Here is a 14,832-nt window from a genome sequence, read left to right as displayed (position 1 = left end):
GGATGATCGACAATGTATCTGCTTTCTCCTGCTGAACTCGAGGCGCGTCTGCGCCTGCATCTTCTTCCGGAAGTGGGCCCTCGCCGTTTCCGGCGGTTACTTTCTGCTTTTGAAACGGCCTCGGCTGCCCTGAGCGCACCCGCAGCCGCGTGGCGCTCGCTGGGGCTACCTATGGTTGCCGCGGATGCACGGCGCGATGCGGTAATACGGGATCGGGCGTCCACTGCCCTGCAGTGGTTGGAGGCGCCCGAACATGATGTCGTGATGTGGGGTGAGGATCGATATCCGGGTTTGCTGGCCGAGCTGCCCGATGCACCTCCCCTGTTATTCGTAGATGGCGATGCAGCTGTTCTGGAGTCTCCACAGCTCGCCATGGTCGGTAGCCGGCGCGCCAGCCGGCCTGGGTTGGACACGGCCTTCGCCTTTGCCAAGAGCCTGGCAGCAGGCGGCTTTACCATTACGAGCGGTTTGGCCCTGGGTATCGACGGTGCGGCGCACAACGGCGCTTTGGATGCTGGCGGCAGGACGATAGCGGTGCTTGGGACCGGGCTCGAATGCCTCTACCCGAAGCGGCATGTCGGGCTGGCGCGTGCCATTGCCGAGCGAGGCGGCGCGGTTGTCTCCGAGCTACCTCTGGATACCGAGCCGCAGGCGTCCAATTTCCCACGGCGCAATCGCATCATCAGCGGTTTGTCCGTTGGCACCCTGGTGGTAGAAGCCAGCCCGTCGAGCGGTTCGTTGATCACGGCCCGCCTGGCCTCCGAGCAAGGGCGAGAGGTCTATGCGATTCCTGGTTCCATCCACCATCCGGGCGCTCGCGGCTGTAATCACCTGATCCGTGAAGGCGCCACACTCGTCGAGCGTGTCGAGGACATCCTCGTTCAGCTCCGCGGTTGGCAGACGCAACCTTCATCGACATCGGAAACTGCGATCGAAAGCGAGCATTATCTGCTTCGAGAGCTGTCGGCTGCACCCTTGACGAGTGAGGCGCTGGTGCAGATCAGCGAGCGGCCTCTTGGTGAGGTTCTGGCCGCATTGACCGAGCTGGAGCTGGAGGGACGCGTCGCCTGCGAAAACGGCCTATGGGTTGCACGCCCCGGTTGAGGGTAGACTTCCGACTTTAACCAGCCGCGAGAGAAGAAGGCGATGCTGAATTGGCGAATCAAGCGAATGGCGGGTGTCGTCCGTGACGGCGGCGTAATCGCCTACCCTACCGAAGCGGTCTGGGGGCTGGGTTGCGATCCCTGGAACGCCGAGGCGGTCTACCGGCTGCTGGCGCTAAAGGACCGCTCGCCCGACAAGGGCGTCATTCTTGTAGCCGACTCGATTCACCAGTTCGACTTCCTGCTCGATGACATGCCAGACGCCTGGCTGGACAAGCTCAGCAGCACTTGGCCTGGACCCAATACCTGGCTGGTGCCCCATCAGGGGCGGCTACCGGAATGGATCACCGGCAATCACGACACGGTGGCGCTCCGTGTCACGGACCATCCGCTGGTGCGGGATCTTTGCCTGCTATGTGGTCCCTTGGTCTCGACGTCCGCCAATCGCTCCGGCCGTCCACCTGCGCGATCTCGCCTGCGTATCGAGCAGTACTTTCATGGTCAGCTCGACGGTGTACTCGATGGCCCATTGGGGGGGCGCAAGAGTCCGAGTGTGATCCGTGACCTTCGTACGGGCTCGGTCCACCGCGCCTGAGACTGATCGCTTGATAACCGAGCCACCTTGTCTCAAGTGGCTCGTCCCATCCGCTCTTACACCTACTGGCGACCGTACTTAGGGAATGAGGATCGTAGAGCCCGTGGTCTGCCGGTTGGCAAGTGCTTCCTGGGCTTTCGCAGCGTCCTCCAGCGGAAACTGGCGGCCGATCTCGACATCAATTTTCCCACTGGCGATCATCCCGAACAGGTCATCCGCCATGTGTTGGAGGCGTTCTGCGGTATCGGCATAGCTGGCCAGCGTGGGTCGGGTGACAAAGAGCGATCCCTTTTGCGCCAGGATGCCCAGGTTAACGCCGGTAACCGCTCCGGACGAGTTACCAAAGCTCACCATCAGGCCGCGCTGCGACAGGCAGTCCAGCGAGGTTTCCCACGTATCCTTTCCAACCGAGTCATAGACGACTGGGCATTTCTTGCCATTGGTCAACTCGCGGACGCGTGCCACGACATCATCCCGGCGATAGTCGATCACTTCCCACGCGCCTAGCGCCTTGGCGCGCTCAGCCTTTTCAGGCGAACCAACGGTGCCGATCAGATTGACGCCCAGGGCCTTGGCCCATTGGCATGCCAGCGAGCCAACGCCGCCCGCGGCCGCATGAAAGAGGATCGTCTCGCCCCCCTGTAGAGGATGGGTCTGACGCAAGAGGTACTGGGTGGTCAGCCCCTTGAGCATGACGGCTGCAGCCTGTTCGAAACTGATGCTATCGGGAAGTTTGACCAGCTTTTCGGCGGGCAGTACATGCAGCTCCGAATACGAACCCAGCGGGCCGGTAGCGTACGCGACCCGGTCACCCACCTTGAGATGTTTGACATCGCTGCCAACCGATTCGACTTCCCCTGCCCCTTCGGTGCCCAGGCTGGAGGGCATGTTGGGCGCAGGGTACAGGCCTGTACGGAAGTAGATCTCGATGAAGTTCAGGCCGATCGCCCTGTTGCGAACGCGCACTTCGTTAGGACCCGGCTCGGGGGGCGTGTAGTCCGCGTATTGGAGCACTTCTGGTCCGCCGTGGGACGAGAACTGGATGCGTTTTGCCATGTCCTTCTCCTGTCATTTGGAATTGTTGGATTGCCCGGACGGCAAGCCCGGCCTATTCATGCGCTCAACGCCGCGCCACTGTCACGACGCGGACCGAATGCTATCCTAGCGCTCTTTCGCGTCTGACCGCGCCCGTACCCCGAGGATTTTCATGTCGGAGCAAGCTGACGCCGTGAAGGCGTACCTTCTGGACCTTCAGGACCGCATCTGCCAGGCGCTGGAAAGCGCTGAGGGGCAGGCCCGCTTCGCGGAGGATGCCTGGGAGCGACCCACGGGTGGTGGTGGCCGGACACGGGTTATCGCTAACGGCGCGTTGATCGAAAAGGGCGGCGTAAACTTCTCCCATGTATTTGGCGACAACCTGCCACCGTCAGCCAGTGCGCATCGCCCCGAGCTGGCTGGCCGCGGTTTCCAGGCAATGGGCGTATCGCTGGTCATCCATCCGACCAACCCATTCGTTCCGACGTCGCATGCCAATGTTCGTTTCTTCAGTGCAGAAAAAGAAGGCGAGACACCCGTCTGGTGGTTCGGCGGCGGATTCGATCTGACGCCTTACTATGCCTTCGAGGAAGATTGCGTCCATTGGCACCGGGTCGCGCGCGACGCCTGCGCGCCCTTTGGTGCGGACGTGTACCCGCGCTTCAAGGAGTGGTGTGATCGCTATTTCCACGTGAAACATCGCAACGAACCGAGGGGGATCGGTGGCCTGTTCTTCGACGATCTGAATGAATGGGATTTCGACACCAGTTTTGCCTTCATCCGCGCGATTGGGGACGCCTACCTCGAAGCGTATCTGCCTATCGTCGAACGTCGCCGCGCGATGCCCTATGGCGAACGTGAGCGTGAATTCCAGGCGTTTCGCCGTGGCCGTTATGTCGAATTCAATCTGGTCTATGACCGCGGTACGCTTTTTGGGCTTCAATCGGGCGGTCGTACCGAGTCCATCTTAATGTCGCTTCCGCCGGAAGTACGCTGGGGTTACGACTGGAAACCCGAGCCCGGAAGCCCTGAAGCACGGCTGACCGATTATTACCTGACCGATCGTGACTGGCTTGCCACCGCGCCCTGAATCCCCTTAGCGGCCCACTGCCTGGAGTGTCTCTTGGACCGATATGCCGTATTCGGCAATCCGATTGCCCATAGCAAGTCCCCCCGTATACATGCGCTTTTTGCGGAAGAAACGGGGCAGTTGATGGACTACCGGCCCATACAGGTGCCGCTGGATGCATTCGGGTCGACTGTGACCGCGTTCTTCTCCGAGGGCCACGGCGCGAACGTCACGGTTCCATTCAAGGAAGACGCCTGGCGGCTTGCTGGACAGCGCTCGGAGCGTGCAGAGCGTGCCGGCGCGGTCAATACGCTGGTCCGTCAGCCGAATGGGATTTTGCTGGGAGACAACACGGACGGTGCGGGCCTGGTGCGGGACATTACAGTCAACGCTGGGGTACCGCTGGTTGGCAAACGCATCCTGCTGCTAGGTGCTGGCGGCGCGGCGCGTGGCGTGCTTCAACCTCTGCTTGCGCAGACACCCAGCCAGTTGGTGATAGCCAATCGGACGGTGGAGCGCGCGCAGCTTCTAGCCGAGCTCTTCGGTGCGCTGGGCCCGGTGTCGGCAAGCGGCTTCGCCACTATCGAAGGCAGCTTCGACGTGATAATCAACGCGACGTCGGCGAGCCTGGCTGGCGAGATGCCGTCGATTCCAGACACGGTGATCCAGTCCGGGCATACGGTCTGTTACGACATGATGTATGGCAGCGCGATGACTGTCTTCAACACGTGGGCAGCTGCACACGGTGCCGCTCGGACTATCGATGGCCTGGGGATGCTGGTTGAACAGGCTGCCGAAGCGTTCGCGCTTTGGCGCGGTGTACGGCCAGATTCGAAACCGGTGCTTGAGCTGCTGCGCCGCGAACTCATGGGCAATTCGTGATGGCTGAAGCCTACGTCGACCCGACGGCACCGACTTATCACGCGCACATCTATTTCGATGACACGAGCGTCGAACAGGCTCGCTTGCTGTGTGAGGGCGTTTCGGCACGTTTCGCCGTGCAGGTGGGACGAATGCATCACAAGCCTGTGGGGCCGCACCCGGACTGGAGCTGCCAGTTGACGTTTGCTGCCCATGACTTCGGTCAGGTCGTGCCGTGGCTTGCGTTGAATCGCAGCGGGCTGGTGATATTCATTCATCCGAACACGGGTGACGACCTGATGGATCATCGCGACAGAGCGCTTTGGATGGGGGCGGTCCGCCCCCTCGATCTTTCAATCTTCGCGGCCGAGCCTGCTGATTGATACCGCATTCCGGCAGGGGCGCCCTCCCCGGCCTGAATGCGTTTGTGGCCCTATAGCTTGGCTTTGACGGCCTCGACTGCGTCGCTGCCGTCTCGTGCGCTCACACCGTTCAACCAACCATCGAGGGTCTCAGGGTTTGCCTTGAGCCAGTCGCGAATGGCGACGTCGTTGCGCACCTTGTGATTCAGGACCTGATCCATGATCGTGTTTTCCATGTCCTGCGTGAACGTGAGGTTCGTCAGCAATGCGCCCACGTTCGGGCATTCCCGGGTGTAGTTCTTCCGCGCCAGTGTGTTCACGGAGCCGCTCTCACCGAAGTACTTCTCCCCGCCCTTCAGGTACTTCATGTCGTACTGGACATTCATCGGGTGAGGTGTCCAGCCAAGGAAGACAACGAAATCTTCCTTCCGCACGGCGCGCCCGACCTGAACCATCATGGCTTGCTCGCTCGACTCAACCAGCTTCCAGTCGCCCAGCCCGAATTCGTCCCTGTCGATCATTTGCTGGATGTAGCCATTGGCTGGCGAGCCTGCGCCGATACCATAGATACGATGACCGAAACGATCCGCGTACCTGTCCAGGTCTTCAAAGGTTTTCACTCCGGCTTCCCAGGCATAGGTAGGAACGGCGAGCGTATATTGGGTGCCGCCCAGGTTCTCCGCGACCTTTTCCACTTCGCCGGTTTCGACGTATTTCTCATAGTCATTCTTGCCAGCCGGCATCCAGTTGCCGAGGAAGACATCGATCTGCCCCTTCTGTAGGCCTGCAAAGATGATCGGAATGCTCAAGGTACGCAGCTCAGGCTTGTAGCCCAAGCCGTCGAGCAGAAGACTGGCGATGCCGTTGGTGACGGCAATGTCGCTCCAGCCTGGGTCGGCAAGCGACACGGTGGCACAGCTGTCGGGTTCGGTCACGGCGTAAGCGGTGCTGCTGAGTGCGAGCAACGCACCGGCGAGAATCGATGGGAATCGCATCATGCGATGATGTCCTTCTTCTGGATGGCGTGAGCGAGCTGTTGGCTAGAGGATTCGAGGCGCTGCGTACGGGTAAGTTCGTACTGCACTGCGCGGTTGCGGCTACCGATGAGAGCGCAACAAAAAAGGCGGCCGATTGGCCGCCTTCAGGTGGTGCAAATGCGTCGCTAGAGCTTGGCGCGAACAGCCTCGGCCCCGTCCTTACCGTCCAGGGTCTTCACGCCTTTCAGCCAACCGTCGAGTGCATCAGGATTGGCTTTCACCCACGCGCGAACGGCATCGTCGTTGCGTACATTCTTGGTCAACACCTCGTTCATGATGGCGTTTTCCATGTCCTGGGTGAACGTCAGATTGGTCAGCAGCTTGCCTACATTCGGGCACTGTGCCGTGTAGCCCTTGCGTGCGAGCGTGTTCACGACACCGCTCTCACCAAAGTACTTCTCGCCACCCTTGAGGTACTTCATGTCGTACTGTACGTTCATGGGGTGCGGCGTCCAGCCGAGGAAGACGACATCCTGATCGCGTTTGACGGCACGGCCCACTTGCACGAGCATCGCCTGTTCGCTCGACTCCACCACCTTCCAGCTGCCCAGTTCGAACTCGTTGGCGTCGATCATCTTCTGGATCATCTGGTTACCCGGAGCGCCGGAGGCGATGCCGTAGATCTTCCGATCGAAATCGTCGGCATGTTTGCCAAGGTCCTCGATGGTCTTGATGCCCTTTTCCCAGGAGTAGGTCGGCACAGCGAGCGTGAACTCGGTACCGCTCAAGTTTTCCGCCACCTTCTCGATGTCACCATTGGCCACGAAGGTGTCGTAGTTATCCTGTTGAGCCGGCATCCAATTGCCGAGGAATACATCGACCTGACCCTTTTGCATGCCTGCGAAGATGATCGGGACACCGAGTGTCATGATCTGAGGCTTGTAGCCCAGTCCGTCGAGCAGCAGCGAGGCCACGCCATTGGTGACGGCGATATCGCTCCAGCCTGGATCGGCCAGCCGCACGGTGCTGCAGGCAGCGTCCTCGGCAAATGCCTGGCTGCTGATGGCGAAGGCCAGCACGCCGGCTGCCCAAAGCGTCCCTGGTTTATTCATCGTCGATTCTCCTGTCGGTGCATGGGTTGGACGTGCATGGCGATGGCGCTCATGGTTTTGGATAGCGCGCGCGGCGCTCCAGGTCGTCGAGGTCGATGTGATTGCGCATGTATTGCTCGCTGGCATTGACCATGGGTTGATGGTCCCAGCTTTTGCGGATGCCCTTGTTGAGCGCGGCGTCGACGAAACGCCGGCGGCGTTGACTGGCCAGCACGTCCTGATGAATGCGCTCGATATCCCAACGGGATCGCGCCTCGCTCAGGAAGGCGTCATAGACCGTACGGCACTGGGCGGCGCCTGCCAAGTTTTCCTGCTCTAGCGGGTCCTGTGCGAGGTTGAACAGCAGGCAGGGATCCTTCTCCGAATAGACGAATTTCCAAGGACCACGACGGATCATCATCAGCGGGCTGTCGGTACCTTCAGCCATGTATTCGCCAACCACTTCGTCATGCCCTTCCCCGCCGTCGAGGTGGGTTACCAGAGAGCGACCATCCAGCGGCAGATGGCGGTCGAGCGTTCCGCCGACGAGGTCGACCATTGTAGGCAACAGGTCCATCGTCGAGACGGAGGCGCTGACACGACGGGCGTTGAAGCGCTTGGGTGCATGAATGATCAACGGCACCCGCGCGGCCATTTCGAACCAGTGCATCTTGTACCAGAGGCTCCTTTCGCCGAGCTGATCGCCATGGTCTCCCGAGAAGATGATCAGGGTGTCATCAGCCAGGTCGCATTCGGCAAGCGTCTCCAGAAGCCGGCCGATCTGCTCATCGACATAGCTGCACGCACCAAAGTATGCGCGCCGCGCATCTCGGATCTTCTCGGCCGGCATCGGCTTGTCCCAGAGGTCAATCACCTTCAACAGCCGTTGCGAGTGAGGGTCCTGCTCATGCTGGCTGATGGTCTGCCGGGGCATGGGGATATCGACACCTTCGTAAAGATCCCAGTAGCGCTTCGGGATCGTGTACGGATCATGCGGGTGTGTCATCGAGACGGTCAGGCAGAACGGACGCTCACTGCCGCTTCGAATATGGTCGTAGAGGTACTGGCGAGCTCGGTAGATCGTGTCGTCGTCAAAATCGAGCTGGTTGGTACGCACGCACGGCCCGGCTTGTAGCACGGATGACATGTTGTGATACCAGGTCGGGCGCACATCCGGCTCATCCCAATTCACCGCCCAGCCATAGTCCGCCGGATAGATGTCGCTGGTAAGCCGTTCCTCGTAGCCATGCAATTGATCGGGGCCGCAGAAGTGCATCTTGCCTGAGAGTGCGGTGCGATAGCCCAGGTTACGCAGGTAGTGGGCGTAGGTCGGGACGTCGGCCGGGAAATCTGCTGCGTTATCGTAGGCGCCGATCTTCGACGGCAGCTGACCGGTGACAAGGGTAAAACGCGAGGGCGCGCACAGTGGACTGTTGCAATAGGCCGAGTCGAATACGACACCCTCCTTTGCCAAGCGCATCAGATGCGGGATCTGGATTGGAGACGCAGGATCGTGGAGCGGCAGGATGGGCGCTGCCATCTGGTCGGCCATGATGAAGAGGATGTTAGGACGAGTCATTGCAGCTCCTGTTCCATATCTTTGTTTTATGCCAAACAGGACTAACGATATGATCGCCTGCGCGGCGAGCCCCGTGTCCTGGCCGAGGCTTCATCATGTGCGCATGTGTCTCCCGCGTAAACCTCATGGTGACTCATACTTGGGATAAGGCTGGCTTATGCCAAATCTTCCTTACGATATTCCGCTGGATCGACTGCGCGTGTTCGAAACCACAGCGCGTTTGCTGAGCATCACTGCGGCGGCGGCCGAGCTCGGTACGAGCCAGCCGGCCGTGAGCCAGCAAATCAAACGTCTGGAGCAGATACTGGCGGTACGGCTGTTCGACAGGCTGCACCGCGGATTGGCGCTCACCGAAGCGGGGGGAGTGCTGTACGCGGCCACGCAAGATGGAATGGCGAGGCTCGCTGCCGGGCTCGCCGCCGTTCGGTCCTACGGCCAGCAGGAGGTGCTCCAGGTGGCGACCGACTACGCGTTCGCGGCGTATTGGCTGATGCCGCGGTTGCAGCGCTTCCATGAGTTGCATCCCGACGTGGATGTCTCGCTACTTACCCGTGATCGCGGGTTGGCGGCACATACGTCAACCGTGGACGTGATGGTCGGCTTCGGCGACGGCCGTACCAAGCACGGCGAGGCGCAGTTCCTCTTTCACGAAGAGGTCTTCCCGGTCTGCAGTCCGGTCCTGCTGGAGCGCTTCCCGGACGTCCCACTGCATGATCTGCCATTGCTCCATCTGCGCCCCGATCCGCGCGTTCACTGGTTCGACTGGGAAACCGTCTTCAGGGCTTTGAACATGCCCAGCACGGCAGTGGCTGGCGGCCTTCGGTTCGACAACTACACCCTGGTCATCCAGGCCGCATTGGCCTCACAAGGCGTTGCGATCGGCTGGCGTTACCTGGTCGATGATCTGATCGCCCAAGGCATGCTCTGCCGGATCGGCACTGAGAGCGCGACGTCAGCAATGGGCTATTGGCTGATCGTGCCGGATCGCAAACGCCGCGCTTCCCTGGTGGACCGTTTCGTATCGTGGCTTCACGTCGAGCTTGGCATCGCGAGTGCGTCGGGCGCAGCCTGAAAATCGCCGTCCTTGAGAAAAACGAAACATGCGGGCGCATCGACAGATACCGTTTGAATGCAATCGCCGATTCGCCCACTGGACACGTCCCGCGTGAAGACACGTATGGCGTTCTCGGTCTGGTTTGCCAGAAGCAGGAAGCGGCCATCCGGTGCCAAGGCGAACTCGCGAGTTTCAGCGCCGCGGGTTGCTAGGCGCTGATACTGCATCAGCAAGCCTGTATGCGGCTCGCATTCAAAGACGTACAAGTGGTTATCGTCGCCCCGATTGACCACATAGAGGAATCGCCCGTCGTCGCTGACGTGCAACGCTCCGGCTGCAGATTGCCCTTGGAACCCGGCCGGCGCCAGCGTCAGGGTCTGCAACGGATGAAGCTGGCCATCGTGGTACGCGAGCGCCATGACCTGACCGCTCAGCTCGAGGGTAAGCCACGCGAATCGGCCGTCCTGGCTGAAAAGAAGGTGCCGTGGCCCGCTACCGGGTGGCAGTTCCAGTGTATGGACAGCGTTTGGCCGATCCGAGCATGTCTCGGCATAAGCATAAGCTCGAACCTGATCGTGGCCGAGGTCGGCTTCGAAAAGCCATTTCCCGTCCGGGCTCGACACGGCGCAGTGTACGTGGCTTGAGGCCTGCCGTTCGGGATGGCTGCCGGGACGCGTCGGATAGGAAGGAGGTTCGATTCGAGTCGGCTGGCCAAGGTGACCGTCACTGTCGAGCGCAATCAGGGAGAGCGCGCCACCGCCGTCAGCTGCATAGTTCGCAACAGCAAGATGGCTGCTATTGGCCGTGAGGCTGCAATGAGTCGGATGATCGCCCAGTGAGGGGGCGTTTCCTGACGGGGACAATGGCGCGTACGGCCGGACACGTTCGAAAAGCGCAACTGACCCGCCAAACGTCTCACCTGCCCCTGCGCCCTCCTCGCTCACGGCATATAACCTGGCCCCGTTCCGATCGGGGATGATCCAGGACGCGTTGCTCGCAGACGAAACCGCCAGCGGGCCCTGAAGGCGGCCGCTGGCGGTTTCGTAGCGAAAGTGCAGAATGCCGGGACCAAAGGTCCCGACGAGCACTTCATACCTAGAGGCGGTCACAAGGGATCAGCGCCGAGTGACAAGCCATCCAACCACGGCGGCAACACCCAGCCCGATCAATGCGGTCGACAACGGGTGCTCGCGAGCGCCTTCACAGGCAGCACGGCTGACCTTACGGGTCTTCTGGGAGAGGTCCGAGTACGTGTCATCGAAATTCGCGCTGTTCCACAGGTGCTCGACGCGGTCACGCAGGCTTTCGAAGCGATCCTGCGATTCGCTCGCTGCATTCGTCTTCAGCCGCTCCAATGCACGGGTCAGGCTGTCAATCTCGCGCTGGATGTCGTCACGGGTGACATTGGTGTAGCTCGATACGGATCTGCTCATTGAGGTTCCTCCCGTTTGGGTAGCATGTATTGGTGTGACCACGCATAAACGCAGAGGTGCGAACCGCGACCGAAACGGCGGCAGCACGCTATGATCCGCCCCCCTCTCTCCATCGCAATCCAACCGCCATGCGTTACCTTCTCGTCGTCACCCTCCTTTGGGCGTTTTCCTTCAGCCTCATCGGCGAATACCTCGCGGGTCGTGTCGATAGTGACTTCGCCGTCCTGGCACGGGTCGCCATTGCGGCAGTGATCTTCCTGCCGTTCACTCAATGGCGGGGCCTGCCGCGGCCGCTGCTCGTAGGGTTCTGGCTGGCAGGCGCGCTGCAGTTCGGGATTACGTACATCTGCCTGTATCGCAGCTTCACTGTCCTGACCGTGCCGGAAGTGCTCCTCTTCACCGTCCTGACGCCTATCTACGTCACGCTGCTTGACGATGCGCTGGCGCGACGGTTCAACCCGTGGGCACTGATCGCAGCGCTCGTCGCGGTCGGCGGCGGCATCATCATTCGCTTCGATCGGCTGGAAGGTGACTACCTGCTGGGCTTCATTCTGCTCCAGATAGCCAATGCTACGTTCGCGGCTGGCCAGGTGCTTTGCCGCCGGCTCCTGCTTCGCTACCCCGTCGATCAGCCCCTGCATCGTTTCTTCGGGCATTTCTTTCTAGGTGCCATGCTGCTGGCGCTCCCTTCCTTCCTGCTATTCGGCGACAGCGCGCGGTTACCGCAGACCGCCGTCCAATGGGGCGTGCTTGTCTGGATGGGGTTGTTCGCTACCGCGCTCGGCATGTTCTGGTGGGTAAAGGGCAGCGTGCAGGTGAATGCCGGTACGCTGGCCGTACTTAATGAACTGCATGTTCCGGCCGGGCTCGTCGTTAACCTGTTGATATGGAACCGGGATGCTGATCTGCCGAGGCTAGCCGCCGGTGGCGCGGTGATCCTGGCATCGCTATGGATTAGCCGACTGGGACGTTCAAGAAATTCCGTCATCACATAGGCCGTTCATCGGACCGCATAGGCTTCCCTTGACCGAGACCTAGATTGGACCTTCACTTCCCTCCGCAAGATGCTGTTTTATATGCATGCGAAAGGAAAAATCGCACCTTGCCCGCTGTGCAGCGCATCGCGGGCTGCCTATACTTCGCCGCTGGCAAGGACCGCCTGACATCAACGCTTCAGCTCGTTCAGCGGATTCCATAAAAATGAAATTTCGTCGCTCTCTGGCCAGCCTCGCGCTCGCCTGTCTGACGGTCGTCTCGACTGCGCAGGCCAAGGAAATCAAAGTCAATCCACAACAGGAACTGGCCTCGGGCAGTGCTTTGTTGGTCGATCTCAATACCAACAAGATCCTGTATTCCAGCAATCCCGACCTGCAGGTACCGATCGCTTCGGTGACCAAGCTCATGACAGCTGTCGTACTGCTCGATGCGAAGCAGTCGATGTCGGAAAAAATCCCGGTCGTCATCAAGAACAACCCCAACATGCAGGGCGTTTATTCGCGGGTACGTCTGGGCAGTGAAGTCAGCCGTCACGACATGCTTCTGATGACGCTGATGTCTTCCGAGAACCGCGCAGCGACCAGCCTTGCCGAGAACTACCCAGGTGGCATGAAGGCGTTCGTCGCTGCCATGAACGCCAAGGCTAAATCCCTGGGCATGACCCGCACCCACTATGTCGAGCCGACAGGCCTTTCCGAAAAGAACGTCTCCACCGCCAACGATCTGGTGAAGTTACTCAAGGCCTCGAAGCAATATCCGTTGATTGCCGAACTCAGCGCCACGCCGTCCAAGACGGTTACGTTCGCCAAGCCGGCTTATGCGTTGCCCTTCAACAATACCAATCGGCTGACTCGATCCTCGGGCTGGGACATCGAACTCACCAAAACTGGCTTCACCAATGCCGCGGGCCATTGCCTCGTCATGCGCACCCGCATGGCAGGCAAGCCAGTGGCCTTCGTTGTGCTGGATTCCTACGGCAAGCTGACCCACATCGCCGATGCTACCCGCTTGCGCAACTGGCTGGAGACCGGAAAGGTCAGCCCCGTTCCAGCATCCGCCCTGAGCTATAAGCAACAACGTCTCGCCGAGCGCCAGAGCACCACATTGCAGGCCCAAGCCAAGCGCTGATTCGACGCACAGCATCAAGGTTTTTCGCGCCATTCCGCCTTCGGGTGGGTGGCGCTTTTTTTTGCCTCACGATCGCCAGCGATCCGTTCACAAGACCTGCAACCCCAGGGGACGAGTCGCGATCCATTCCGCACTTCCTTGCCTGCCACATCGACACCTGAACGCGATGAGAAGATCCTTTCCCGCCCTTAACTCTGCACGGCAGGACGCCGTGTGAACACGAAAGGAGTCACCCGTGACTATTCCCCATTCAAAACCTCTTACTGTTCAGGATCTGCCCGCGGAAATCGAAATCGACCTTCCCGACGCGGACCTAGGCCTTCCCTGGTGCATCGGAATCGTGGGTGTCATCGTCCTGGCGGTGGGCGTGCTGACATTGATCTTTGGTCCGTCGACCATTCGTTACAACATGCTGACCGGCATGACCTTCCTGCAGATGATCCAGGCCTATCCGGGCCCGATCACCACGGTTGGATTTCTAATCGTAGGCCTTGCGCAGATGATGGGTAACAGCATCGCTTCCAGCCATGCGCAATCGCTGCAGGCGCTGTTGCTTGAAAAAATCGCGATCCTGGATGAAGACATTCCTGCCGGCTTCACGCTCGCGATCGAACCGAAAGAGTACCCGCGCTTTGAAGTTAAGCTCGTTGAGCTGCCCGCACAGGGAGAAGCGCCGGAAACAGCCAGCTAACGTATTGGCAGGAGCACATCTGCATGTCGGCCTGGGACCGCCGTATCGAACTCAAGGACCTGCCTGCGAAGGTAGAGATCAGCCTGCCGCCGCCGAACCTCAAATGGGCTTGGATGGCCGGCATCCTAGGTTCGTTGCTCTTCGGCTTCGGATTGGTCAGCCTGGTCTTTGGGCCTATGGCGGTTCAGGATAACGTTAAATGGTCTAAATGTTTTGCCATCGTCCAGGCGTATCCGGGCATCCTGCTGATACTCGGTATGCTGACTGTAACGTTGGCCCGTTTCGCATACTTATTTCTGAAAGATGGCTATATGGGGGAAACGCAGAACATCCTTCGGGCGTGTGTGAATATCACAGAGGCTGATGTCCCTGACGGGTTCACCCTTGCCATGGAACCCCAAACTTATCCACATTTTGTCATCAAGCTGATTCCTACCTCGTAGCGGCAATGCACTTTGATCCAACATGAAATATCCACAAGCAGCGGTTGCATCGGACAGGTTTGGCAATGTGGATTTCAGTGACCTACCCAAGCAGAATGCTTGTGGATAACAGCGCAGAGGCCGAATTTGATTTTATCCACAGCGTATAAGCTACGATCAGTGACATAGAGGTGCTGTGGATAATGCTCCAAGGTTCACACGAATCTGGGCTCGCGTAAGGCTGCTCGAAGTCCAAACTTAACCTGTGGATAATCTATCCACCGCCAGAGTGGATTGTGGGAGGAGTGTCGTGGCGTTGGGGATAACTTAGCTTTGAAGCTTATCCACAGGGTTGTTCGTGGGTACGGACACTGCCGAACGGAGCACTACGGGAGCCTGTGGATATCTACCTGTGAGTTTTATCCACGACTCAGCA

16 protein-coding genes are annotated in these 14,832 nt (G+C 59.8%); 10 read left to right on the top strand and 6 right to left on the bottom strand.

The genetic code is table 11. From position 1 onward, the window contains the following. Positions 1 to 12 precede the first annotated feature (12 nt). Both dprA and tsaC read left to right on the top strand, forming a co-directional pair. On the top strand, positions 13 to 1,104 hold the full coding sequence (gene dprA / locus ACY8D3_RS18915) for a DNA-processing protein DprA (RefSeq protein WP_462380366.1): 1,092 nt from the start codon (positions 13 to 15) through the stop codon (positions 1,102 to 1,104). 42 nt (positions 1,105 to 1,146) lie between these two features. Next, positions 1,147 to 1,698 (top strand): L-threonylcarbamoyladenylate synthase type 1 TsaC, encoded by a 552-nt coding sequence (tsaC, locus tag ACY8D3_RS18910; RefSeq protein WP_462380365.1) that lies wholly within the window; start codon positions 1,147 to 1,149, stop codon positions 1,696 to 1,698. Positions 1,699 to 1,776: 78 nt separating this feature from the next. On the opposite strand, the gene ACY8D3_RS18905 is transcribed toward tsaC, so the two are convergent. After that, a complete protein-coding gene (locus tag ACY8D3_RS18905; protein WP_462380364.1) occupies positions 1,777 to 2,754 on the bottom strand; it encodes an NADPH:quinone reductase in 978 nt (325 codons plus the stop codon). 151 nt (positions 2,755 to 2,905) lie between these two features. Here ACY8D3_RS18905 and hemF point away from each other — a divergent pair, with 151 nt between their 5' ends. Genes hemF through ACY8D3_RS18890 form a run of 3 tightly spaced genes read left to right on the top strand, consistent with a single transcriptional unit; the run spans position 2,906 to position 5,046 of the window. After that, positions 2,906 to 3,823: an oxygen-dependent coproporphyrinogen oxidase gene (gene hemF, locus ACY8D3_RS18900; RefSeq protein WP_462380363.1), complete on the top strand. Its 918-nt coding sequence runs from the start codon at positions 2,906 to 2,908 to the stop codon at positions 3,821 to 3,823. Positions 3,824 to 3,856: 33 nt separating this feature from the next. Beyond that, positions 3,857 to 4,684 carry a shikimate dehydrogenase gene (aroE, locus tag ACY8D3_RS18895; RefSeq protein ID WP_462380362.1) on the top strand — a complete coding sequence of 276 codons (828 nt, stop codon included), beginning with the start codon at positions 3,857 to 3,859 and terminating at the stop codon, positions 4,682 to 4,684. After that, positions 4,684 to 5,046 (top strand): DOPA 4,5-dioxygenase family protein, encoded by a 363-nt coding sequence (locus ACY8D3_RS18890; RefSeq protein ID WP_462380361.1) that lies wholly within the window; start codon positions 4,684 to 4,686, stop codon positions 5,044 to 5,046. The genes aroE and ACY8D3_RS18890 overlap by 1 nt, the downstream gene beginning before the upstream one ends. Positions 5,047 to 5,096: 50 nt before the next feature. On the opposite strand, the gene choX (ACY8D3_RS18885) is transcribed toward ACY8D3_RS18890, so the two are convergent. The 3 genes from choX (ACY8D3_RS18885) to betC form a co-directional block, all read right to left on the bottom strand. Continuing rightward, a complete protein-coding gene (gene choX, locus ACY8D3_RS18885) occupies positions 5,097 to 6,023 on the bottom strand; it encodes a choline ABC transporter substrate-binding protein (protein ID WP_462380360.1) in 927 nt (308 codons plus the stop codon). Positions 6,024 to 6,187: 164 nt separating this feature from the next. After that, positions 6,188 to 7,114 carry a choline ABC transporter substrate-binding protein gene (choX, locus tag ACY8D3_RS18880; RefSeq protein ID WP_462380359.1) on the bottom strand — a complete coding sequence of 309 codons (927 nt, stop codon included), beginning with the start codon at positions 7,112 to 7,114 and terminating at the stop codon, positions 6,188 to 6,190. Positions 7,115 to 7,163: 49 nt separating this feature from the next. Beyond that, entirely contained in the window at positions 7,164 to 8,672 is a 1,509-nt protein-coding gene (gene betC, locus ACY8D3_RS18875; RefSeq protein WP_462380358.1) for a choline-sulfatase, read from the bottom strand. Positions 8,673 to 8,829: 157 nt separating this feature from the next. On the opposite strand from betC, the gene ACY8D3_RS18870 reads away from it, so the two are divergent. After that, positions 8,830 to 9,744 carry a choline sulfate utilization transcriptional regulator gene (locus tag ACY8D3_RS18870; RefSeq protein WP_462380357.1) on the top strand — a complete coding sequence of 305 codons (915 nt, stop codon included), beginning with the start codon at positions 8,830 to 8,832 and terminating at the stop codon, positions 9,742 to 9,744. Here the strand turns inward: ACY8D3_RS18870 and ACY8D3_RS18865 are convergent. Further along, the gene (locus ACY8D3_RS18865; RefSeq protein WP_462380356.1) at positions 9,702 to 10,835 is read right to left on the bottom strand and encodes a lactonase family protein; all 1,134 of its coding nucleotides are present in this window, start codon (positions 10,833 to 10,835) and stop codon (positions 9,702 to 9,704) included. The genes ACY8D3_RS18870 and ACY8D3_RS18865 overlap by 43 nt on opposite strands. Positions 10,836 to 10,841: 6 nt before the next feature. Then, on the bottom strand, positions 10,842 to 11,159 hold the full coding sequence (locus tag ACY8D3_RS18860) for an ElaB/YgaM/YqjD family protein (RefSeq protein WP_462380355.1): 318 nt from the start codon (positions 11,157 to 11,159) through the stop codon (positions 10,842 to 10,844). 128 nt (positions 11,160 to 11,287) lie between these two features. Here ACY8D3_RS18860 and ACY8D3_RS18855 point away from each other — a divergent pair, with 128 nt between their 5' ends. From ACY8D3_RS18855 to ACY8D3_RS18840, 4 genes are all read left to right on the top strand, one after another. Next, complete coding sequence (locus ACY8D3_RS18855; protein WP_462380354.1) at positions 11,288 to 12,154, top strand: EamA family transporter; 867 nt, start codon at positions 11,288 to 11,290, stop codon at positions 12,152 to 12,154. A 205-nt stretch (positions 12,155 to 12,359) separates the two neighbouring features. Further along, entirely contained in the window at positions 12,360 to 13,283 is a 924-nt protein-coding gene (pbpG, locus tag ACY8D3_RS18850) for a D-alanyl-D-alanine endopeptidase (protein WP_462380353.1), read from the top strand. A gap of 235 nt (positions 13,284 to 13,518) precedes the next feature. Then, complete coding sequence (locus ACY8D3_RS18845; protein ID WP_462380352.1) at positions 13,519 to 13,974, top strand: hypothetical protein; 456 nt, start codon at positions 13,519 to 13,521, stop codon at positions 13,972 to 13,974. Positions 13,975 to 13,997: 23 nt separating this feature from the next. Then, positions 13,998 to 14,417, top strand: a complete 420-nt coding sequence (locus ACY8D3_RS18840; RefSeq protein ID WP_462380351.1) for a hypothetical protein — start codon at positions 13,998 to 14,000, stop codon at positions 14,415 to 14,417. Positions 14,418 to 14,832: the final 415 nt, after the last annotated feature.

This window comes from Pseudomonas sp. Marseille-QA0892 (genome assembly GCF_054950135.1).
The sequence above is the reverse complement of the archived record's forward strand: the minus strand, read 5'-3'. Positions and strand labels throughout refer to the sequence as shown.